This window comes from Falsarthrobacter nasiphocae, assembly GCF_031456275.1.
GTDB classification, from domain to species: Bacteria; Actinomycetota; Actinomycetes; order Actinomycetales; family Micrococcaceae; genus Falsarthrobacter; species Falsarthrobacter nasiphocae.
Genome location: NZ_JAVDUI010000001.1, coordinates 855,032 through 877,712, shown reverse-complemented (window position 1 = coordinate 877,712; position 22,681 = coordinate 855,032). Strand labels below are relative to the sequence as shown.

Here is a 22,681-nt window from a genome sequence, read left to right as displayed (position 1 = left end):
GCGCGCCGATGACATCGTCAGACCACCCGCCCCGCCAGTGACGCGCAGGGGCGCCCCCAAGGAGAATTCGTGCCTACCCGCCCCCGTTTCGCCGCAGCCGGCAGCCCCCGCTATGCGATCTTCGTCGCCGTCATGGCAGTCGTCCTCATCCTCTCGAACATCGGGGCGTCGAAGGGCGTGGAGTTCGGGGGCATCATCACGGACGGCGGGTTCTTCCTCTTCCCGCTGGCGTACATCCTGGGCGACGTCGTCAGCGAGGTCTACGGGTTCCGCGCCTCCCGCGTCGCGATCTTCACGAGCTTCGGCCTCTCCGTCTTCGCGAGTCTCTGCTACTGGATCATTATCGCGCTCCCCGGCGCCTCGTTCTACGAGGGGCAGGACGCGCTTGCGGCCACGCTGGGCCCGGTTCCGCAGATCGTCCTCGCGTCCCTGCTCGGCTTCCTCTGCGGTCAGACGATCAACGCCTGGATCATGACGCGGATGAAGCTCCGCTCCGGCGAGAAGCGCCTCTGGGCCCGCCTCATGGGCTCCACGGGCGTGGGCGAGTTCGTGGACACGCTCGTCTTCTGCACGATCGCTGCGGGCGTGATCGGCATCACGACGTTCGGCGACTTCCTGAACTACCTCATCGTGGGTTTTCTGTACAAGACTCTCGTCGAGTACCTTTTTGTTCCCGTGACGAGCCTCGTCATCGCCTGGGTCAAGCGCTCCGAGCCCACCTACGGCGAGGTCGCCTAAACACTGTCGTGGCCTGAGCTCGCTGGTCGCCTGAAGCGGCGTCTGTGCGTTCCAATGAGGCCGACGGCGGCGGCTGGCGCGTCGTCGTCCCCGCAGGTCAGGGGAGGCGCGCCCAGGAGCGGGCGGGACTGGTGGACCCGCCGCTCAGGGCAGGCGCAGGCGGTCAGGAATGGCGCCGTAGTAGGCGCCGAGCGCGTCGTCCCGGACCTCGCGGTACGTTCCGTCCTGCATGGCGGCGCGGGCCCGGTCCACCATCGAGACGATGAAATGCTCGTTGTGAATGGAGATGAGCGTGTGAGACAGCATCTCCTTCGCCTTGTACAGGTGATGGATGTAGGCGCGCGAATAATTGGTGCAGGTGTAGCACGCGCAGCCGTCCTGAAGGGGCCCGAAGTCCCGCTTGTATTTGGCCCCCGAAAGGTTGAAACGGCCGTCCCGCGTGTAGAACGCCGAATTGCGGGCCACGCGGGTGGGGGAGACGCAGTCGAACGTGTCCGCGCCGTTCTCGATGGCCCAGAAGAGGTCGTCCGGCTCTGAGATGCCGAGGAGGTGCCGCGGCTTGTCCTCGGGGAGCTCCTCCGCGCACCAGCGCACGATGGTCCCGAGCTCCTCCTTCTCGAGCGCGCCGCCGAGCCCGAAGCCGTCGAAGTCCATGGCGCCCAGGTCCCGGCAGGCCTTCCGACGCAGGTCCTCGTAGTTGGCGCCCTGAATGACGCCGAAGAGGGCCTGGTACGGCCGGTGCGAGCGCTCCCGCGTCAGCTTCTCGTGCTCCGTGATGCACCGCTTCGCCCAGAGCCGCGTGCGCTCCAGCGAGTCCTCCTGGTAGCGGCGGGAGTTCTGGAGGGTCGTCAGCTCGTCGAACGCGAACATGATGTCCGCGCCGAGCTTGTGCTGGACCTGCATGGAGATCTCGGGGGAGAAGCGGTGGCGGTCTCCGTTGAGATGGGACGTGAACCAGACGCCGTCGTCGTCGATGTGGGCAAGGCGCTCCTTGCCTGGGGCGACCGCGTCATCCGCGCCCGGCGCGTGCACCGCGTCCATGCTGATGACCTTCTTGAACCCGGCTCCGAGGCTCATGACCTGGAACCCTCCCGAATCCGTGAAGGTCGGGCCGTGCCACCCCATGAACGCTGCAAGCCCGCCCGCCTCGTCGAGAATGTCCGGCCCCGGCTGGAGGTAGAGGTGGTAGGCGTTCGCGAGGATCGCCTGCCCGCCGAGGTCCCGGACGGCCTCCGGGGTCACTGCCTTGACCGTGGCCTTGGTGCCCACCGGAATGAACGCGGGCGTCTGGATGTCTCCGTGGGGCGTCCGGATGGTGCCGGTGCGCCCGGCGAAGTCCTGCCCGCTCGTGTCAGCGAGGCGGCTCGAGACGGAGAACTGGAAGCTGTCGCGGCTGTTTTTGGGATGCACCTCTCCATTCTCGCAGGCCCGCCCCCACGTAGACTGGGCGAATGCAGACGCTCCGGGATTTCGTGAAGTTCGAGCCCGGTCTGCGGGACCACGAGGCCGGGTGGCGCTGCGCCGTCGGCGTCCTCGTCCCCCTCTGCACGCTCATGGCCCTCGGCCGCATGGACCTCATGGTCTTCGCGGTGTTCGGCGCGTTCACGGGCGTCTACGGGCGAGGCGCGGACTTCATGGGCCGCCTCGTCACCCAGACGCGCGCCGCAGGCCTCATGATCGCGGTGATCGGCGCCGCGATGCTCGGCCACCTCGTCCTGGGGCACTGGGAGCCCTGGCTGCTCGTGGTCGCCACGACCCTCGTCGCCGGCGTCTGCGCGGCCATCGCCCACCTCGCCGTGTTCCGTCCGAGCGGCTCCCTCTTCCACATCTTCGCCTTCGCGGCGATCTCCTCCCTGCCGCAGCACCCGCCTCTGTGGCAGGGCATGGCGGCCGCCGGCGGCGCGGCCCTCCTCGGCATCCTCGTGGGCGCGGCCGCGAACTACCGGCCGGGCACGCGGCCCCGGTGGGAGATCCCCCGGATTGTGCTGGACCGCTCTCACCTGCGCGGCGCCGCCGTCGAAGGCGGCATGAACGCGCTCGTCGCCGGGGCGGCCGGGCTCATCTCGCTCCTGGCCGGGCCCACGGCCGCGCTCGGGCACACCTACTGGGCGATGGTCGCTGCGGTCGTTCCCCTCCAGGCCATCCGGGCCCGCCACGTCGTCTTCCGGGGCACGCAGCGCGTCCTCGGCACGCTCCTCGGCCTCATCCCCCTCGCGATCGTCCTCGCCCTCAACCTGGGCCCATGGGGGATCGTCGCCGCCGTGGGCGTGTGCCAGTTTCTCGTGGAGTTCTTCATCGTCCGCCACTACCTGCTGGCCCAGATGTTCGTGACGCCGCTGGCCCTGCTGTCCATCAGCCTCTCAGGCCAGCTGGACCCCCGGACGCTCCTGCGAGACCGGATCGGGGAGACCATCCTGGGCAGCCTCGTCGGCATGGTCGTGCTTCTCGCCGTGCGGCACCCCGACGTCGTCGGAAACCGCCTGGCGCGCTCCTCCCGCACCCGCCCGCGGGGACGCACGCCCCGCTCCTGAGGCCGGAGGGAGCCCAGGGGCGAGGGGGCTGAGCCAGCGGCCGAGGCGGGCCTCAGCGCCCCCAGCCGACATGCGCGAGAGCCTGCCGCAGCAGCTCCCCGCGCCCGCCCGTGAACTCCGCGAGCACCGACTCCGTCAGCGCCTCGTCCGGCGTGAGCCAGGACAGCTCCAGCGCGTCCTGCCGGGGCGTGCACGTCCCCTGGACGGGCACCACGTACTCGAGGGCGACGGCGTGCTGGCGCTCATCCGTCAGGCCCGACTGCGAGGGGGCCGGAAAGTACTCGGCCACCGCATACGGGGCCGTCGAGGCCGGCAGCTGGGGCATCGCCAGCGGCCCCAAGTCCTTCTCCAGATTGCGCAGCAGCGCGGCCCGGATCGTCTCCCGGTGCCGCACCCGGCCCGAGACGAAGGCGCGCGTCATCTCACCGCCGTCAGCCGTGAACAGCAGGCCCACCTCGGACACGCAGCCCAGCGGATCCAAACGGACCGGCAGCGCCTCCACGTAGACGATCGGCACAAGCTGGCGCACGTCGAAGAGCGTGTCCTCCGACATCCAGCCGGGGTTCTGGTCAGGGGTGCGAAGATTCATGCGCTGTGGTGCTCCTCGATCGCTGCGGCCGCCTCGAAGATCATCCACGCCTGAAGCTGCGTGGAGAGCTCGACGACGCTCTGTCCAGGGTATTCCTCCGCGGCCATCGCCCCCGGGGTCCGGGGAAAGACGAGGACGCGCTCAGGCTTGGTGATGATGCCGGTCTTGGCCCAGCGCTCGCCGCGGCCCTCCCACAGGCGGTCCGCCGTCGTCGTCACCATGAGGGCCGCACGGTTCCGCGTGGCCTCCGGGAGACGCTCGTCCGTGGCCGCGAGGGCCAGGTACCGTGCGAGGACGCCCGTGAAGAGGCCGCCGTCGCCCGTCCCGTGGGTTGTGAGGACATGGGACCGGCGCTGCGTCAGGTGGGCCTTGACGGCCTCCACCGTGCGGGCGGCGCGGGCGAGGTTCGCCTCCCCGCCAAGCTCGAGGAGCGCCCCGAGGACCGGGCCCTGGTTGTACGTGTAGACCGCCTCCTCGACGATCGTGGCGCCCTCGTTGATCTGGATGCCGTCCCGGTACAGGCCGCGCTCGTCCACGACATGGCTCTCAAGCCAGTCCACGAGCGACTGGGCGCGGGGCCCCAGATCCGGCTCACCCTCGCCGGCCAGGCGGGCGAAGTGCAAGGCGGCAGGGGCCGTGGCCGCCGTGTTCTTGAACGTGCGCTTCGTGTGCCAGAACAGGCCGCCCCCAATGTCCTCGGTGGCCGCCGAGAGGAGCTGGTCCGTCAACGCGTGGCGCAGCTTGAGCCGCTCACCCGGGCCAGGCTTGCCCGCAGCGCGCGCCAGGGCGTCAAGACGCCCGATGGCAAGAGCGGCCCAGGCCATGTCGTCGTAATACGAGTTCGTGATGCGGAAGAAGTTCCGGCCGACGAGCGTCTTGACGGTGCGGGACGCAAGCTCGCCTGCGCTCGGCCGCTCAGGCCCATTGACACGCTCCCCCGTCGAGAGCTCCCGCCAGCCCACGTCCACGAGGGCATCCACGTAATGGGCCTGCCACCAGTAATGGAACGGCTTGGCCGGGTTGTTGACCGAGCCGGGCCGCGACACAGCCGCGAAGTGGGTGCCGGGCAGGCCCAGCAGGGGGCCCCCGAAATGCCGAATGACCGAGCGGGCCGCTGCCGACGCAACCGTCGAGAAGCCCTCAGGGCGATCGGGCGGGGTGCTGGAACGAGGAGAGGAAGCGATCGACATGTCTCCAGCCTAATGACCCCGGACGCCTAGACGCGGGGCAGCGCCTTCTCGCCCGCCGTGACAGGGGCAGGGATCGTGTTGCCAGCCACAGGGGCCGGGCAGACCGCGAACGGCGTGAAGGCCATCGGGTAGTCCAGCGCGCGGTTGAAGTCAATGACAGCGTTGTACTCGCCCGGCGCCCACCCGTCCTCGGACGGCTCTGCGAAGACGCGCACGGTCACGAACCGCCAGGCCGGCGTCGTCGTCCCGCTCGTCGCATCCCGGAAGGTGAGGGAGAAGCTGCTCTCACCCGCGCCGGAGCCGCTCTCCTCCACCGCCGCGACGACCTCGCTCGCCAGACCCGGCACGTGGAAGCGCACCGTGCCGACAATGCGCGTGGGCACCACCGTGTCCGCGCGGGCCGTCTCCACATGCTCCGTGTACGGCACCGGGAGAGGCTCGAAGACCGCCGACACGACCCATGCAGGATCGAACGGGAACGTGGGCACGTGCGCGAGCTCAGGGTTGTGGCGGCGCGTGCGGACCATGTACCGGCCGCCGCGGACGCCCAGCTCAACCTGGACCAGGCCAGAGTCGACCCGGGACCGGCCGCCGCCCCGGAAGACCGAGTCAAAGGGGCACTCGGCAGCATCGAAGGACGCGACGATGTCCGAGGACCCCTCGTCGAGCCGGATCGTGCCCCCCTCGAACGGCTCGCCGGACGGCCCCATGAGGCCCGGGGCAGCCTCAACACGGGCCACGCCGTCCGCGGCGGACCACAGGCCCGGGACGGACTCAAGCCGGCCAGGGGCCTCCGGCAGCCACTCGTACGAGGCCACCGTGAGCCAGCCGTGCGGCGCGTGCAGCCCGGACAGGCGCTGGCCCCGCCACGAGGCCCACTCCTGCTCCTCCGGGCTGGCCCACGCGGGCACAACGGGGGTGAAGAACTCGGGCGTCAACTCGAGAGCGGGCATGCGGCATCCTTTCGCTGGGCCTGCGGGGCGCGCTCGCGGTCAGCGACCGGGCGGCACCCCGTGTGGCTAGGGAGTGGGGGAGGCGGCGGGGGAGGACGGGCTGAGCGCGCTCTTGGTGGGCGGCGCCGCGGGTGTCGCGCCGGCAGGGGCTGAGGGTGCAGGCACGGTGGGGACAGAGGGCTGCGGCGCCGGAGCCGAGGGCTTGGGGGTAGATGGCGCCTGCGTCGACGCCGGGGCGCTGGGCTTGGGAGTGCTGGGGGCCGGGGTCGTGGGCTTCGGTGTCGTGGGCTTCGGCGTCGACGGAGCCTTGCTCGGGGGCGCGGGCGCCGTGGTGGCCGGAGGAGTCCAGACGGGCTGCGTCGGGGCCGGCTGCGTCCACTCAGGCTGCGGGGCGACGCTGGCCTTCGGCGTGGCGGGGCGGCTCTTGGACGGGGTGGCCGACTTCGTGGGGGTCGCGGTGGCGGACGCCGTCGTCGTCGGCGTGACGCTCTCCGACGCCTGAGGCGCGGGAACCGTGGGGCCGCCCTTCATGACCGGTCCGCCGCCCGAGATTCCGCCGCCGCCGCCCAGAACCGAGGCGAGGGCCACGAGCACGAGGCCGCCGCCGAGGAAGAGCACGCCCGCGCCGCGCTTGGGAACGCGCTGTTCGCGGCCCGTGAGCCAGGCGACGCGGCCCGTGATGAAGATGTAGGCGGCAGCAAGGAGCACGACGATGGACCCGACGAGGATGCCCGCGACCGGGCCGCCGACGACGCTTGCCCCGCCGACGGCGAGGAGAGCGGCCACCAGGGCAACGAGAAGCGGCCAGCGAGAACTGCGGGCCGGGGCCTCCGGCACGTCCTCGTACTCGTAGTCGTCGAGCTGTTCCTGCATCGGATCAGTGCGCCTTATCGGGATCTTGGGGAATTGGGGCGGCGTCTGCCAGCCCCATGTCACTCCATCATACGGGGGCACGGCTCCGGCGGGCGGTCCAGCCGGAGGGCGGACTCGAACCGGCGCTGAGCCCCCGTGACCGGGTCCGTGAATTCCACGGAGCGGGCCAAAAGGCGCAGGGGGCGGGCGTAGTCGTCCGGGGCCTCGTCCAACAGGTCCGGGTAGAACGGGTCCCCGATGATCCCGAGCCCGACCCCGGCCATGTGCAGCCTCAACTGGTGCGTCTTTCCCGTGTGGGGAGTGAGGCGGTAGAGGCTCGTGGCGGCATCGAGAGGCTGCTCGCGGTGGATCTCCGTGTGGGCGTTGGGCGCGCCGGGCTCCTCATAGGCGCGCAGGTGGGCCCGGGCCTTGAGCAGGCGGCTGCGAACGTGGAGCCCGTCCCCGTCCACGGCCTCCGCGATGTCCGCGCCGGGATGGGGTGCGATCGCCTCGTAGCGCTTCTCGATTCGGCGCTCCTCGAACAGGCGCTGGTAGAGGCCCCGGTCCTCGGCCCGCTTGGCGAAGAGCACCACGCCCCAGGTCAGGCGGTCAAGGCGGTGGAGCGGAGTGAGCTCGGGCAGCCCGTGCTTCCGGCGCAGCCTCACGAGCGCGGACTGCTGCACGAACCGCCCGCCCGGGGTCGTGGGCAGAAACGGCGGCTTGTCGGCCACAAGGAGCCGCTCGTCCTCGTGGAGCACGGTGACGTCGAAGGGGATGGGCGTCTCCCTGGGTGCGGAGCGGTAGTACCAGATGGCCTCGACGGAGCCGAGCGGGGTGGTGTCCGTGACGGCTCGCCCGGAGGAGTCGACGATCTCGCCCGCGAGGAAGCGCGCCCGCATGCTTTCCGGGTCAACGTGGCCGAAGCGCTCGAGGACGTACTCAAGGACCGTCTCCCACGGGCCCTCGGCAGGCAGGCGGAGTCGGGTGGCGTTGACGCCGTCCTTCACGGGCAGCGGGCTCTGGATCATGAGGGTGCCTTCCAGCCTGGGTCGCAGGCGGCGGGTCTGAGGAGGCGGGCGTCTCCTTCGCGGTCGACGACGACGAAGCCGCGGCTCTCGCCGAGGTTAACGAATCCCGGACGATACACGAGCTGGGACCCGTTGACGCTCTGGTGCCCGAAGTCGAGGACATAGTCGAGGCGCAGGCTCCGGGCCGCGGCGCAGACGGCCGGGTTCGTGGCGGCCTGGTCCAGGTGGGTCATGAGGTAGCGCCCGGCCTCCGTGGAGGCGGGGCTGTTGGTGGGCTGGACCACTGTGACGGGGCCGTAGAGGGAGGCGAGGCCCGCGCCCGTCAGGGGGTCCCCGGCCACGACGGCGCCGTTCCTCGCGCGCTGGCCGAGCCGCCGCATGAGCGCGACCTCGTCCGCCGTCACGAGTGAAGACGACTCTGTCAGGGCGTACTTCTCACGGCCGTCCGCGAGGGAGCGTTCGAGCCCCGGGCTGAGGGGGATGAGCAGCGCCGTGAGGATGAGGCCCGCGGCGGCTCCGCCGAGCACGCCCCATCCTCGAGTGGGCGCTTCGCGGGCCGCCAGGCGCCGTCGTCGGACTGAATGTACCAGGGCCTCCGCAGACCATGCCGCCGCGCGAACAGCCGCGGAGAGGGCCAGGGCCAGCAGCGGGACGCCGACGACGGGGGCGAGGGCGGCGATCCGGAAGTAGTCGTTGTACCAGACCCCCGTCAGGGCCCACCGGGGATCCCCGCCGCCGCCCCACGACCCGACGGCGTACGCCGCGACGAGCAGCACGTACGCGGGGGCCAGCCAGCGGGATCGCCTGCAGACCACAGCGAGGAGGAGGCCTGCGGCGAGGCCGAGAGCGAGCACCGGAGAGGGCGGGTACGTCAGGTGGGACTGGTCCACGCTGTCCCAGAGCGCGGCCTGCGGGTCCCCCTGACGCTCCCAGTTGGACGCCGCGCGCCGCCCCGGCCTCACAAAGATCCACAGGGCCGCGAGGCCCGCGAGCCAGGCGGCACTCGCCAGCAGCCGCCGCAGCCCGCGGCCCCTGCCCAGCCACACCATCAGGACGCAGGGGGTCAGGATGAGTGCGGCCGTGTTGACCATGCTGGGGTGGATGAGGACGACGCCGGGGCCGCCGAGGGCCAGCACGAGCCCGGCCCGCAGAGCGGTGGCGGGCTCCACGCCGCTCGAGGACGCGCCGCCGAGGACGAGGAGCGCGAAGCCCAGGACCGCGGGAAGGACGGCCACGCCGAAGAGGAACGGGTAGATCACCCCGAACTGGAGGGGCAAGTACGGGAAGAGGGGCATGGCGGCCGCGGCGACGCCTGCGGAGAGGCCGACGAGCGGGCGGGGGCGCAGGGCCGTCCGCGCAAACCACACCGCGCTCACGGGCCACACGAGCGCGGCGATGACGAGGTTGAGCGCGTTCATGGCTGTGGGGATGTCGGTGCCCAGGGAGAGCGGGGCCAGGGCAGCGAGGTCGTGCCACGCGGCGGGGTAGAAGCTGAGGGAAGGGTCGTAGCCGAGCACGCCGAGCGTGAGGGACGAGCCGAGGCCCGCGGAGACGATGTGCTCCACTGCGGGGGCGTGGAAGATCGTGTCATGCGCCTGCGCGAGGAGGGACGGGCGCGGAATCATGGAGAGGACCATGGCGGCCACAGCGGCCGCTGGCACCGCGACGGAGAGGGCAGCCACGGCGGCGCGGAAGCGCGGGACGGCGGGCGCCGCGTGGCTCCCGGTCCGGGCGGAAGCGGCCTGCGAGCAGGAGGGCGCCGGGGCGCCCGGCGGTGCGTGGGGCTGGGGCGTGTCTCTCGCGGTGTCGAGGCGTGGGAAGCGTGCTTCCGCCACTGCGCGCAGGCCCCACGCGAGGCTCGAGACGACGAGCGTGGAGACGGCCAGCTGCGGCAGGCCCCAGCCCAGGCCGAGTGCCTCGAACGCGACGGCGCCGAGTCCGGCGCTCGTGGCGGTGAGCGGGGCGGCGGCCGCCAGGAGGGTCAAGCGTCTCAAGCGCAAGACGGCGCCCGTGACGAGGCCGGGCACGAAGACGATGGTCACCGTGAACAGGACCGCGGGGAGGGCTCCGAGCCAGGTGTCGGTGAATTGGGGCGTCATGGGCGGTACTTCACGCCCTTCGGGGTGGCGTAGAACCCGTGCCGGACTAGCTCAGCGGTGAAGGGGCTGCCCGCAGGCCCGGCCAGCTCTTCTCCGTTGACCTTCTCGATGCTCAGCGGGCCGATTCTCCCGCGCTGGACCGCAGCTGCATAGACCTGGGCGGCCCGGGCCAGCACGCCCGCGTCCTCGGAGAACGTCAGGGCCGAGCGCCCACCCCGCTCCACGTACAGGCAGAGCTCCCCGTCCACGAGGACGACGACGGCGCCCGCCTTCCTCCCTGGCCGGTGCCCCTCGGTCTCCGGCCACGGCAGGGAGGCTCCGTAGGCGTTGGCTGGGTCCGTAGACGCGAGGGCGACGGCGGGGACGAAACCCCGCTGGGCGGTGCCCGGCACGGTCAGGGACTCGTGGGTCCACGCGCGCAGCCCGTCCACGGTCTCGGGAGCCGCGAACTGGGATGCGCCGAGTTTCTCGACGAAGTATCCGCGGCGCACGGCTCCGGTCTCCTCGAGGCGGCTGGCCACGCGGTAGACGGCGCTGAACCCTCCCGGCACGTCCTCGGTGGCCACCGCGCCACGGGTCAGGACGCCGTGGCGGTCCAGGAGGACGTGAGTTCGGGCGGCGATCCGGAGGGTGGGGTCCGGCTCCACGGCGGGGAGGAGGGACCAGCGGGCGGCGATATCGGAGGGGAAGGCGGTCTCGGGCTCCCGCGCCGAGCCAGCCCCGAGACCCACGCCGGAGGTGTCCCGGACGAGCTGCGCCCGCAGGGAACCGCGCCGGGACGGGCCGCGGCGGAGGGTGCGGGCGCGGGGGGACGGCGCGGCCGTGGCATGGGCCGAACGGCCCCCTCCGTTGAGGCGCGCACGCACCGGTGCGAACGAGTCAACGGTGATGGACTCAGACCAGAAGAGCTCCCACAGGGCTTGCGAGAGGGCAGGGCCTGGGACGGGCAGGCCAGTTCGCGGGATCGAGGCCTCGGCCAGGGCTCGCGGGAAGGAGGCGCCGGAGGCGAGCATGCGAGCGAGCAGCTCCCCTGGGAGGTCCTGGGGCTCGTCTGGGGGGAGTCGCTGTGGCGGGGCCAGGGTCAGCTCGGCCGTCTCCGCGAGGTGGAGGGAGACCCACCCGTCTGCGGAGCCGATGGCGCCGTGGCCCTGGATGACAAGCTCGCCGGCCGCGAGGAGCTCGTCCAGCATGCTTGGCGCGTAGTCCGGCACGCGGGAGGGCAGGATGAGGCTCTCCAGGGCGGAGGCGGGCAGGGGCGCCCCTGTGAGCTGTTCCGCCGCGAGGATGACGGCATCTGTCCCGCGAGCGTGCGGCGCGTCCTGGGATGCGCCGAGGATGTGGTGCCAGGCGGGCACGAACCGGCCGAGCGTCGCTGAGTCAACGGGCTCCACGGCCTTGCGCAGGCGCGCGAGGGAGCGGCGGCGGATGGAGCGGAGGACGTCGGCGTCGCAGAACTCTGGCTCGTCTCCGCGGCCCGTGGGCCGGAATGCCCCCTCGACGACCCGGCCCTCGCGCACAAGCGTGGCCAGCGTGCTTCGGACCACGGCGCGGCCCAGTCCGAGGCGGTCTGCGGTCTCGCGGATGGTGATGGTCGCGTGTGTGCGCACGTCCCGGGCCACGAGGTCCTCGACGGGCCGGTCCACGGGCTCGAGGAAGTCCACGGGAACCCCGTGGGGGATCGGGGCGCCGAGCGCGTCTCTCAGCCGCGCCGCGTCCTCGACCGCCGCGTACACGGGCCGCCCCGCGAGCCGGGTGACGAACGCGCGGCGCGCGACGGCGAGCTCCTCAAGAGCCGCGTGCGCCTCGGCGGGCGCAAGGGCCGCCTCGGACGTGCGGTCCGCGCGCATCCTCGCGGCGGCCTCCTCGATGGTGAGGGGGCCTAAGAGGCGTAGAAGATCAGCGGCTCCCTCGGCGCCCACGAGCCGGCGGTCGGGGAGGGTGCGCTGGAGCTCGCCCTCGACGGTCGCGACGACCTCCTCGTCCAGCAGCTCCCGCAGCTCGACTCGTCCGAGCAGCTCGTTGAGCAGCGCGGGGTCCATGGCGAGCGCCGCCGCGCGGCGCTCGGCGAGCGGGGCGTCTCCCTCGTAGAGGAACGTGGCCACGTAGCCGAAGAGGAGAGACTTCGCGAACGGGGAGGGCTCCGGCGTGGAGACGTCGAGGAACGCGATCTCCCTGCGGTCCGCCTGGCGGAAGATCCCCACGAGCGCGGGCAGGTCGTAGACATCCTGGAGACACTCGCGGACGGTCTCGAGAATGATGGGGAAGGACGGGTAGGAGCGGGCCACCTGGAGGAGTTGGGACGAGCGCTGGCGCTGCTGCCACAGGGGCGTCCGCTTGCCCGGGTCCCGCCGCGGCAGCAGCAGGGCCCGTGCAGCGCACTCCCGGAAGCGGGCGGCGAAGAGCGCAGAGCCGCCCACCTCGCGGGTGACGATGTCCTCGATCTCGTCCGGCTCGAAGAGGAACAGCTCAGCCCCAGGCGGCTCCCCGTCTCCGGCGGGGACGCGGAGGATGATGCCGTCGTCGGCCGCCATGGCGGAGGCGTCCATGCCGTGCGTCTCCCGCACACGCGCGCCCACGGCGAGCGCCCAGGGGGCATGAACCGGCATGCCGTAGGGGCTGTGGAGGACGATCCTCCAGTCGCCGATCTCGTCCTTGAACCGCTCGACGACGAGCGTGCGCTCCGTGGGGACGGCCCCGGTGGCTGAGCGCTGGTCCTCGAGGTAGCGCTCGAGGTTGCCGAGGGCGAACGGGTCCAGGCCCGTCTGCCGAAGCCGCTCCCGGATGCTCTCCGGCATGCCGCCCGGGCCGCCGGCCTCGCGGAGGAACTCGCCGAGCGCGCGCCCCAGCTCCACGGGCCGCCCGGCGGCGTCCCCATGCCAGAACGGCAGCTTCCCGGGCTCGCCGAACGCCGGCGTCACGAGAACTCGGTCATGGGTGATGTCGACGATGCGCCAGCTCGTCGCACCGAGCGCGAAGACGTCGCCGACCCGGGACTCGTAGACCATCTCCTCGTCGAGCTCGCCGACCCGCTTGCCTCCGCGCTCCCCGTCCGCTGAGGCCAGGAAGACGCCGAAGAGACCGCGGTCCGGGATGGTTCCGCCGCTTGTCACGGCCAGGCGCTGAGCCCCTGGGCGCCCCTCGAGGGTCCCGGCGACACGGTCCCAGACGATGCGCGGGCGGAGGCCCGCGAACTCGTCGCTCGGGTACCGGCCGCTCAACAGGTCCAGGGTGGCCTCGTACGCCGAGCGGGGGAGGTTGAGGAACGGGGCGCTCGCGGTGAGGGTCGTGTACCAGTCCTCGACCCCGATGGGCTCGAGGGCGCAGGCGGCCACGGTCTGCTGCGCCAGGATGTCGAGGGGGTTGCGGGGGATGCGCACCGGCTCGATGCGCCCTTCGAGCATCCGCATCACCGTCACGGAGGTCGTGAGGAGATCTCCCCTGTGCTTCGGGTAGAACACGCCCCGGGAGACCTCGCCGACGCCGTGCCCCGCGCGGCCCACACGCTGGAGGCCGCTCGCCACGGACGGCGGGGACTCCACCTGGAGGACCTGGTCCACGAGGCCCATGTCGATCCCGAGTTCCAGCGAGCTCGTGGCCACCACGCAGCGCAGGTCACCGCGCTTGAGCCCCTCCTCGATCTCCGAGCGTTGGTCCTTGGACACTGAACCGTGGTGCGCGCGGGCGAGCAGGGGCGCGTCCTCGGGGGTAGCGGGGGACGCGCCTGCCTGCGCCATCACCTGGGCAGGGGGCGACGACGGTGCCCACGGGTCCTCGAGCCCGAAACCGAGACGGTCCGCGTAGATCTCGTTGAGGCGCCCCGTGAGGCGTTCGGCCAGACGCCGGGAGTTGGCGAAGACGATCGTGGAGCGCTTCTCGAGGATGAGGTCCACGAGACGTTCCTCGATGTGGGGCCAGATTGAGGCGTCGGGAGAGAACCCCGATCCCTTCTGCTCGGCGCCCGTCCCATGGCCGGTCAGCGCCGGGCGGGAGGGGGGTGTGAAGGCCGCGAGGGTGTCCGCGAACGTGGGGAAGTCCTCTTCCGGGGTGCTCGCCGGGGCGGTCTCTGCTGCCGCCGCTGAGGTGGGATTCGAGGTGTGGCCGGCCCTCCCGCCACCCAGGGAGGCAAGGTCCTCCACAGGAACGGTCACCGTGAGATCCCAGATCTTCCCGGAGGGCGGGGCCACGATGGCGCACGGCTTCCCGCCGCTCAGGAACTCAGCGACGAGCTCGCGGGGCTCCACGGTGGCGGAGAGGCCGATCCGCTGCGCGCGCGGCCGCCCCCGCGACGCCCGGTAGGCGTCCAGCCGCGCGAGAGAGACCGCGAGGTGCGCGCCGCGCTTGGTCCCGGCGATCGCGTGGACCTCGTCCAGGATGATCGTGTCCACGTTCGCGAGGGTGCCCCGCGACTTCGACGTGAGGATGAGGAAGAGGGACTCGGGCGTGGTGATGAGGATGTCCGGCGGGTGGGTGGCGAGGCGGCGGCGCTCGTTGGGCGGGGTGTCGCCGCTGCGGACGCCCACGGTGACCTCGGCGGCGGGCAGCCCGAGCCGCAGGGCCGTCTGCCGGATGCCGATGAGCGGCGAGCGCAGGTTCCGCTCCACATCCACGCCGAGGGCCTTGAGCGGTGAGATGTAGAGGACGCGCGTGCCTCCCGGGGCCTCCTCGGAACCGGCCGGCGGGGTCCCCTCCCCGCGGCCCGGCGTCGTCCTCCTCATGCCGCCCGGCACCTCAGGCATGCCCGGCAGCTGAGGCTCCCCGCCGCCTGCCGCCGCGCGCCGGAAGAAGCCGTCCAAAGCCCAGAGGAATGCGGAGAGGGTCTTGCCGGAGCCCGTGGGCGCCACGACAAGGGCGTCCTGGCCCCCGCTGACCGCCTCCCAGGCGGCCGCCTGCGCGGGGGTGGGGTTCGAGAACGCGTCGAGGAACCACCGTCTGGTGGACTCGGTGAAGCGCTCAAGAATGTCAGGCATGTGTTCGATCATTCCACGAGGGGTGGACACGATGAGCGTGCAGCCCGCCGCTCAGACGTGGTGATACGGGCGCCCTGCGGCGATCTCCTGGGCCCGGTAGACCTGCTCCGCGAGGATGAGTCGCACGAGCTGGTGCGGGAACACGAGCTTCGAGAGCGACCACACGAAGTCCGCACGGGCATGGACCCGATCATCCACCCCGTAGGCGCCGCCGATGACGAGCGTCACGCTGCGTCCGCGGTCCAACGGGCCGCGGAGCGTCGTCGCGAGCGTGGGGGAGTCAATGTTCCGCCCGCGCTCGTCGAGCAGCACGACAAAGTCCTTGGCGTTCTTTCCCGTGAGCTTGCCGAGGATCGCATCCGATTCGTCGCTCCTCGCCGCGTCCCCGCTCTTGGCGGAGTGCGGCAGCGGCTGCCAGGCGAGATCGAACGGCTTGGCGAGCCGCTTCTCATACCGCTCGATCCCCTCGACCACCCAGGACTCGTGCTTGCGCCCCACCATGAGGACTCGCAGGGTCATGACTCTCCTTCTCGTCGGCGGGCCGGCCGCCGGCCCCGGCCTTCCAGTCTGCCCGGCGGCCCCTCCGGCCGCCTAGTGACCGCCGGGGACTGTGACGTCCGTCGCGCCGTGGCGGTTGCCTGAGCGCTTCTGGACGACGACGCCGGCCGCGATGGTGATGGCCGCAAGGATGGCGGAGTAGACGAAGTCCATGCGGGAGGACCCCGTGAGCATGAGGATGCAGATCGCGATGATGGCCACGATGGTGCCGATCGTCACGTAGGGGAAGCCCCACATGCGCACCGCCCCGATCCGGCCCTCGGCCTCGAGGCGGCGGCGGGACGCGAGCTGCGTGAAGCAGATGACGAGGTAGACGAGGAGGGCGATTCCGCCGGACGTCTGGAGGAGGACGCTGAAGATGCTCTGGGCCCCGGTGTAGTTGAGGACGACGGCCACCACCGCCACGGCCGTGGAGACGAGCACGGAGACCGCGGGCACGCCCTGCTTCGTCACGCGGGACCACGCGGCGGGCGCGTCCCCGCGGCGCGAGAGGGAGAAGGACATTCGGCTCGCCGTGTAGACAGCCGAGTTGAGGCAGGACGCCACCGAGAACAGGACGATGACGTTGACGAGGTTGCGGGCGATCTCCGGCGTCACGCCCATGGCGGCGAGGGCGGCGCCGTAGGTGCCGAGGCCGTCGGGGTTCGTCGTCTTGTCGAAGTACGTGTAGGGCACGAGGGCCACGACGATGAAGATCGAGGCGATGTAGAAGATGCCGATGCGCCAGATGACCGAGTTCGTGGCCTTCGTGATGCCGGCCTCGGGGTTCTTGGACTCGGCGGCGGCGATCGTGACGATCTCGGTGCCCATGAAGGAGAACATCGTCGTCATCATGGCGGTGGCCACGGCGGTCACGCCGGCGGGCATGAACCCGTGGCTCGTGAGGTGGGCCAGGCCGTGGCTCTGCTGGTTCGGCAGGAGGTTGAAGATCGCGGCGACGCCCATGGCGATGAACGCGATGATCGCCACGACCTTGATGAGCGCGAACCAGAACTCGAACTCGCCGTAGTTCTTGACGGAGATGAGGTTGCTCGCCACGAGGAGCGCGATGACGAGGAGCGTCGGCAGAACCGCGGGCAGACCGGTCCAGCCGGCGATGATCTCGCCGGCGGCGATGGCCTCGAACGGGATGACGAGCACCCAGAACCACCAGTACAGCCAGCCCACCGAGAACCCGGCCCAGCGCCCGAGCGCCCGGTCCGCGTAGGTGGAGAACGAGCCCGTGTCCGGGTTGGCCACGGCCATCTCGCCGAGCATCCGCATGACGAGGACCACGAGCGTGCCCGCGAGCGCATAGGAGATGAGGACGGCGGGCCCGGCCACGGCGATGGCGTTCGAGGAGCCGACGAAGAGGCCCGCGCCGATGACTCCCGCGATGGAGATCATCGAGATGTGGCGCTTCTTCAGGCCCGGCGCGAGCTGCGCCTCCTTCGGCTCGCCAGTCGCGGCGGGCAATTCGGCGGGTGCAACACTGGACACGAGTCCTCCAGGGGATCGGCGCCGCGCCATCGCGGCGTTCGTTGGTAGTTCAGAGTACTCCGTCCTGGCGCTCGTGATGGGCCGACGACGACCCGCCTCACCCGTCCCCCGCCGTCAGGGGCCCGCCGCCGGGGCCCGGTGCCGTCAGCGGTCCTGGCCGCTCAGCCGGTAGACATGCTCGGGCCGGCCCGTGCTCCCGTACCGCAGCTCGAGCGCGAGCGAGCCCGCACGGGCCCCGGCCGCCAGGTGGCGCTGGGCCGTGGGGCGGGAGACACCGGCGGCTTCCGCGACCTGGGCGGCGGTCATCCCGGCCGGCTCTGCGGCGAGGATCTCGCGGAACCGGGCCAGCGTGGCGTTGCCCGAGATCGCGTCGGCCTGCTGCTTGGGCGCGAGGAACGCCCGGAGGGCCCGGTCCAGCGTCTCCTGGTCCAGGTCGCCGGACGCGTCGAGGATGCGGCGCCGGCGGGCGTAGGCGGTGAGGCGGTCTGCGAGCTCGCGCGCGGCGAACGGCTTGTAGAGGACCGTGAGGGCGCCTCGCGTCAGCGCAAGCCTCGTCGTCGCCCGCGAGCGGTCCGCGGTGATGAGGATGGAGTCCCCGGGGAAGGCGCCCACAAGGTCCACCCCGCGCCCGTCCTGGACGAACTGGTCTGCGAGGAGGAGGTCGACGCGCTCGCGGGAGAGGGTGTCGCGGGCGGCCGCGAGGGTGTGGGCGGGCGGGAGCGCGCGGAACCCGGGGGTGGAGGCGACGATCTCGGCGTGGAGGTCGGCCACGCGGTAGTCGTCGTCGACGACGAGGACGGTGAGCATGCGGGGCTCCTTAGGGGTGGTCGGGCTGTTCTCGGGGCGGGAGCAGGACGCCGGGGAGGCGCGCGCACACGGTGGCGCCGGTCCAGTGGTGGGGCAGCTCGGGGGCGGCGATCTCGGTGCCGGCCCTCGCCCCGATCCAGACGTCTCCGCCGCGGGCCCGCGCGATCCGGCGCACGAGCGGCAGGCCGATGCCGTGGCCCCCGGCCTCTCCTCGCAGGCTCGGCACCCGCGAGTACCCCTGGGTGAACGCGAGCTCGGGCTCGGCGATCCCCGCGCCCGTGTCGGTGACGGCCAGGTGCAGGACGCCGTCGTGTTCCACGATGTCGACGAGCACGGCCGGGGAGGGGGTCTGGGCGGCGATCGCCGCCGCCAGCGCGTTGTCCACGAGGTTGCCGAGGACCGTCGTCGTGTCCTGGAGGCCCTGCGGGACGCGGAGGCGGGAGGTGAGGCCGCTGCTGTCCCCGAGGACCAGGCTCGCCGAGCGCTCGTGGGCCTGCGCCGCTTTGGCGGCGAGGAAGGAGCGCAGGCTCTCGTCCTCGATGCACTCGAGCCCCGCCATGCCGCTGCCGAGCCGGCGGGTCTCCGTCAGGGCGAGGACGTACTCGGACGCCTCCTCGAGGGCGCCTGCGTCGACGAGGCCGGCGATGGTGTGGAGCTGGTTCGAGAACTCGTGGCGCTGGATCCTCAGGGCGGCGGTCAGCGCGCGGGCATCCGCGAGCTCCCGGCTCATCTCCTGCACCTGGGTGCGGTCTCTGACGACGACGGCGTAGCCGAGGTCCGCGTCCCGCCGCCGGACGGGGCGCACCGTGCAGACGAGGATGCGCTCGCCGGCGACGACGGTGCGGGTTCCGGCGTCCCGGGGCCCGGTGTGCGGCCCGGTCTCCAGGGGGCTCGCGGCCGATCCGGCGCTCGCCGCCGCATGGTGGAGGAGCTCCACGAGCTCGTCCGGGACGTGTTCTGCGTCCGCGGGCGCGCCGACCGTGACCCCGGGGAGCATGGCGAGGGCCGCCCGGTTGGCTACGCGCACGGTGAAGTCCGGGTCCACGCCGAGCACGCCTTCGTCGACGCCGTGGAGGACGGCCTCCTGCTCGGTGACGAGACCGGCGATCTCCTCCGGCTCGAGCCCGAGGATCTCGCGGTGAAGGCTGCGGGAGACGACGATGGACGCGCCGACGCCGAGGAGGGCGGCCGCGAGGGTCGCGAGGATGCCCCAGCGGGCGTCCCGGAGCCACTGCTCGGCGAGCTCGCCGCTCTCGAAGCCCACGGACACGATCCCCACGATCCGGCCCGACCCGTCCCGGACCGGGACCTTGGCTCCGGCCGAGGGGCCGAGCGTGCCCGTGTCCCCCGTGACCTCGTCCCGGCCCGCGAGCGCGCCGGAGGGGTCCGTGCTGACGCGCTCGCCGAGGCGGGCTGGGTCGGGGTGGCTGAGCCGAATCCCGCTCTCGTCGGTGACGACGACGAAGAGGGCGCCCGTGCGCCGCGTGATGTCGGCGGCGGCCCGTTGGATCGGTCCCGTGCGGAGGTCGGCGGGGCTCGGCGGCGGCCCCGAGGAGATCCGGGCGGCCTCGGAGATGATCTCGGGCTCGGCGGCGACCGCGCGCGCGAGCGTCAGGGCCTTGTCCTGGGTGCTCTCCATGATGCGGGCGTTGAGGCGCCACGCGTGGGACGCGCCGATGAGGGCGGCCACGATGAGGACGAGCCCCACCATGACGCCCGCGAGCCGCCGCTGGAACCCGCGCCCGCGGCGGGCGGTGCGGGCTCCGCGTGCGGCGGGGAGGCGGCGAAAGCTCATGTGAGCAGAATGCACGCAACGCGCCGAATGATCAAAACGACCCATATGAGCCAAAGCGCGCAAGCGTGACAGGGCTCACGATAGCGTCAGTCGAAACCTCCGCAGTGAGCGAGATCACGCCCCAGTGCGTGGCCCGGCTCCGCCCGGCGCCCTGCGGACTGCAGTCTCCACGGAACGAAGGAGTTCCCATGCTCGTCCTCCTCGGCTTCATCATGATCGCCGTCTTCATGACGCTCATCATGACCAAGAAGCTGACGCCTGTCCTGGCGCTCATCATCGTCCCGACGGTCTTCGGCCTCTTCGCGGGCGCCGGCCTCGGAATCGGCGACATGGTCATGACGTCCATGAAGTCGATGACCTCCACCGCGGCCCTCTTGATGTTCGCGATCATGTACTTCGGTCTCATGATCGACGTCGGCCTCTTCGACCGCCTCGTCGACTTCATCCAGCGGATCTCCGGCAACGACCCCATGAAGATCGTCGTCGGCACAGCGGTCCTGGCGGCAGCGGTCTCCCTTGACGGTGACGGCTCGACGACGTTCATCCTCACCACGGCCGCGCTCCTGCCGATCTACCGGCGTCTGCGCATGAGCCCCGTGGTCCTCACCGTCGTGGCGGCCATGGCCAACGCCACGATGAACATCATCCCGTGGGGCGGCCCCACCGCCCGCGCGGCGACGGCCCTGCACTTGTCCGTCACAGACGTGTTCGTGCCGCTCGTGCCTGCCATGGCCGTGACCATGCTCTGCGTCTTCGCGTTCTCGTGGCACCTCGGCATCCTCGAGCGCCGCCGCCTCAAGGCCGCCTACCCGGACGCGTGGAGCGGCAACCTCCTCGACGACTCGCGCCTGCCCGCCCTGGACCTCGTCGACGAGCGGGACACGGTCATGGCCGACAACGCGCTCGACCCGAACCGCTCCACCCTGAGGCCCAAGCTCTTCTGGTTCAACCTCCTGCTGACGCTCGCGATCATGGTCCTCCTTGTCGTGGACGTCCTCCCGCTGCCGTACATCTTCATGGTCGGTGTGGCCGTGGCGATCGTCGTCAACTTCCCCAGCCCGAAGGAGCAGCTCGAGCGCGTCACGGAGCACGGCCGGTCCATCGTGGCCGTCGTCGGCATGGTCATGGCGGCCGCCGTCCTGACGGGCGTGCTGAGCGGCACGGGCATGGTGGACGCCATGGCCCACTGGCTCGTCGACGTCATCCCCACCGAGTGGGGCCCGCACCTGCCGCTCATCACGGGCCTGCTGTCCATCCCGCTGACGTTCCTCATGAGCAACGACGCGTTCTACTTCGGCATCCTCCCGATCCTGGCGCAGACCGCCTCGCAGTTCGGCGTGGACCCGGCCTCCATGGCCCGCGCCTCCCTGACGGGCCAGCCGTTCCACCTCCAGTCGCCCCTCGTCCCGGCGATCCTCCTTCTCGTCTCCCTCGCGGGCGTCGAGCTCGGCGATCACCACAAGAAGGTCCTCTGGCGCTGCGTGGTCCTCTCCCTCGTCATGCTGGGCGTGGCCATCCTCACCGGGGCCATCGTCACCGGCTAGTTCTTCTCAGAACGACGACGACGCGCCGCCGCTCGAGCTCCACGCTCGGACGGCGGCGCGCTCGGTTCAGTGGGAGTGGGGCGCGCGGGCGGCCTTGCCGGTCACGCTCGTGATCTCGTTGATCGGCTGCGTCGTCGTCGTCTCCTTGACGATCTCCCCGGACGGAATGTCCACCGAGACGAGGCGCCGGGTGGCCGGATCCGTGACGTATGCCGTGGCCCCCTGGACGTGCAGGGCCGGGCGGGGCTTCTGCCACTCCTCGGGCTCCGTCCACGCGTCCGTGACCCGGATTTCCTTGGTGATGCGGCCGGTGGCCGGGTCGAGGACGCGCAGCTTGCCGTCCGTGCCCAGGACGAGGGCCTCGCCCGCCGGGCCGCGGCCCAGGGAGCGGAACGTGTAGCTCGCCTTGACGTCGACGAGGCGGATCGTGCCGGTGCGGGTGTCGATGAGGCTCACGCGCGTCGGGTGCTCGCGGGTGCCCTCGGAGGGGCGGACCTTGTAGTCGCCCAGGACGATCGGCGAGGCCTCGCTGCCCGCCTGGTTGCCGATCCGCCCGATCTTGTCCGGTGAGGCGACCTTCTTGATGGCGCCCTTCGTGTAGATGAGGACTCCGTTCTCGCAGCCGAAGACGACGGCGCCGCCCTTCGCGACGGCCTCGCCGTGGGTGCCCGGGCAGTCGTCGGAGCTGTGCGTGACGGTCTTGAGGTCCTTCGCGTACACGCTCATGCCCGTGCGCTCCTCGCCCTTGGATCGGGTCATCGCGAGCCCGCCGTCCGGCAGGGGGACGGCGACGCCGTGGTGCGGCTGGGGTGCCGAGACGCTCCCCACGGGGCGGAGCGAGCCCGCCTCCGCGCCCTTGGCGATCGCGTCTGTCTCGAGAAGAGAGACCGTTCCCGTGCCGTCGGCGAAGAGGGCCGTGCGGCCGCCGTGGACCACGACGTGACCCGGGTGATCCGCAGCGACGGTGGCTGAGGTGGCCTTGGGATCCGCGGTGTAGGAGTGCGAGTGGTCCCCGTGCGCCTCGCTCCACGTCCCCGCGTCGAAGAGGCGGAAGCCCTTGTCTGTGGAGAGGAACGCGTGGCGGCCGTCCCCGGCGGGGTTGACGCGGAGGAAACCGGGGATCTTCTCGTCGGCGACCTGCTCGAGCGTCGTGGCGTCGAGGGTGAGGACGCCGCCGTCGTACGTTGCCACGAGGCGGGGCACCGGGGCTGCGACCTCGGTGCCGTGGCCGTTGCCCGCATCCTTGGCGTGGGCGTCGGTGCTAGCGGCGGCGCCCTGCGAGGGGCTTTGTGATGGGCCGTGTGACGCGCTCTGGGGTGCGGAGGGGCTGTCGGACGCGGGCGCGCCGGCCGTCGTCTCCGGGGAGGGTGACGGCGAGGCGCAGCCCGCGAGGAGCGCCGCGGCGAGAAGGGCGGGGCCAGCGGTGGACAGACGAGCGCGAGGGCGGCGTGCGCGCTCGCTGGAGAGGTGAGAGTGATTGGTCATGCGGACACTTTATCTTAAGTGAGACTCATTCTCATTAATCGGGTGGGGTGGCTCCCGCCCAACCGC

Annotated in this window: 16 protein-coding genes; 3 read left to right on the top strand and 13 right to left on the bottom strand. The window is 71.7% G+C overall.

Going from position 1 to position 22,681, the window contains the following annotated elements; all coding sequences use genetic code 11:
* Positions 1-69: 69 nt before the first annotated feature.
* Complete coding sequence (locus J2S35_RS03920; protein ID WP_309850063.1) at positions 70-738, top strand: queuosine precursor transporter; 669 nt, start codon at positions 70-72, stop codon at positions 736-738.
* A gap of 144 nt (positions 739-882) precedes the next feature.
* Here the strand turns inward: J2S35_RS03920 and tgt are convergent, their stop codons facing one another.
* On the bottom strand, positions 883-2,148 hold the full coding sequence (gene tgt / locus J2S35_RS03915) for a tRNA guanosine(34) transglycosylase Tgt (protein ID WP_309850060.1): 1,266 nt from the start codon (positions 2,146-2,148) through the stop codon (positions 883-885).
* A gap of 41 nt (positions 2,149-2,189) precedes the next feature.
* Here tgt and J2S35_RS03910 point away from each other — a divergent pair, with 41 nt between their 5' ends.
* Positions 2,190-3,269, top strand: coding sequence for an FUSC family protein (locus tag J2S35_RS03910; RefSeq protein WP_309850057.1), 1,080 nt, complete (start codon positions 2,190-2,192; stop codon positions 3,267-3,269).
* A 52-nt stretch (positions 3,270-3,321) separates the two neighbouring features.
* Here J2S35_RS03910 and J2S35_RS03905 read toward each other — a convergent pair whose 3' ends face one another.
* The 11 genes from J2S35_RS03905 to J2S35_RS03855 all read right to left on the bottom strand — a co-directional run bounded on the left by J2S35_RS03905 (position 3,322) and on the right by J2S35_RS03855 (position 19,586).
* Complete coding sequence (locus J2S35_RS03905) at positions 3,322-3,858, bottom strand: NUDIX hydrolase family protein (RefSeq protein ID WP_309850054.1); 537 nt, start codon at positions 3,856-3,858, stop codon at positions 3,322-3,324.
* Positions 3,855-5,048: a glycoside hydrolase family 76 protein gene (locus J2S35_RS03900; RefSeq protein WP_309850052.1), complete on the bottom strand. Its 1,194-nt coding sequence runs from the start codon at positions 5,046-5,048 to the stop codon at positions 3,855-3,857. Before J2S35_RS03900 ends, J2S35_RS03905 begins: the two co-directional genes overlap by 4 nt.
* A 26-nt stretch (positions 5,049-5,074) precedes the next feature.
* Positions 5,075-6,001 (bottom strand): DUF1684 domain-containing protein, encoded by a 927-nt coding sequence (locus J2S35_RS03895; RefSeq protein ID WP_309850050.1) that lies wholly within the window; start codon positions 5,999-6,001, stop codon positions 5,075-5,077.
* A gap of 66 nt (positions 6,002-6,067) precedes the next feature.
* On the bottom strand, positions 6,068-6,874 hold the full coding sequence (locus J2S35_RS03890; protein ID WP_309850048.1) for a hypothetical protein: 807 nt from the start codon (positions 6,872-6,874) through the stop codon (positions 6,068-6,070).
* A gap of 59 nt (positions 6,875-6,933) precedes the next feature.
* Positions 6,934-7,881 carry a pseudouridine synthase gene (locus tag J2S35_RS03885; RefSeq protein WP_309850045.1) on the bottom strand — a complete coding sequence of 316 codons (948 nt, stop codon included), beginning with the start codon at positions 7,879-7,881 and terminating at the stop codon, positions 6,934-6,936.
* A complete protein-coding gene (locus J2S35_RS03880) occupies positions 7,878-9,980 on the bottom strand; it encodes a DUF6541 family protein (protein WP_309850043.1) in 2,103 nt (700 codons plus the stop codon). The genes J2S35_RS03885 and J2S35_RS03880 overlap by 4 nt, the downstream gene beginning before the upstream one ends.
* On the bottom strand, positions 9,977-14,947 hold the full coding sequence (locus tag J2S35_RS03875; RefSeq protein WP_309850040.1) for an Lhr family ATP-dependent helicase: 4,971 nt from the start codon (positions 14,945-14,947) through the stop codon (positions 9,977-9,979). The genes J2S35_RS03880 and J2S35_RS03875 overlap by 4 nt, the downstream gene beginning before the upstream one ends.
* 51 nt (positions 14,948-14,998) lie before the next feature.
* Positions 14,999-15,466, bottom strand: coding sequence for a 23S rRNA (pseudouridine(1915)-N(3))-methyltransferase RlmH (locus J2S35_RS03870; protein WP_309850037.1), 468 nt, complete (start codon positions 15,464-15,466; stop codon positions 14,999-15,001).
* A 72-nt stretch (positions 15,467-15,538) separates the two neighbouring features.
* Positions 15,539-16,984, bottom strand: coding sequence for an amino acid permease (locus J2S35_RS03865; protein ID WP_309850034.1), 1,446 nt, complete (start codon positions 16,982-16,984; stop codon positions 15,539-15,541).
* 144 nt (positions 16,985-17,128) lie between these two features.
* A complete protein-coding gene (locus J2S35_RS03860) occupies positions 17,129-17,791 on the bottom strand; it encodes a response regulator (RefSeq protein ID WP_309850033.1) in 663 nt (220 codons plus the stop codon).
* Positions 17,792-17,801: 10 nt separating this feature from the next.
* Positions 17,802-19,586 (bottom strand): ATP-binding protein, encoded by a 1,785-nt coding sequence (locus tag J2S35_RS03855; protein ID WP_309850031.1) that lies wholly within the window; start codon positions 19,584-19,586, stop codon positions 17,802-17,804.
* Positions 19,587-19,774: 188 nt separating this feature from the next.
* Here J2S35_RS03855 and J2S35_RS03850 point away from each other — a divergent pair, with 188 nt between their 5' ends.
* Positions 19,775-21,130, top strand: a complete 1,356-nt coding sequence (locus tag J2S35_RS03850; RefSeq protein WP_309850029.1) for a CitMHS family transporter — start codon at positions 19,775-19,777, stop codon at positions 21,128-21,130.
* A 66-nt stretch (positions 21,131-21,196) separates the two neighbouring features.
* Here the strand turns inward: J2S35_RS03850 and J2S35_RS03845 are convergent, their stop codons facing one another.
* Positions 21,197-22,615, bottom strand: coding sequence for a hypothetical protein (locus J2S35_RS03845; protein ID WP_309850027.1), 1,419 nt, complete (start codon positions 22,613-22,615; stop codon positions 21,197-21,199).
* Positions 22,616-22,681: the final 66 nt, after the last annotated feature.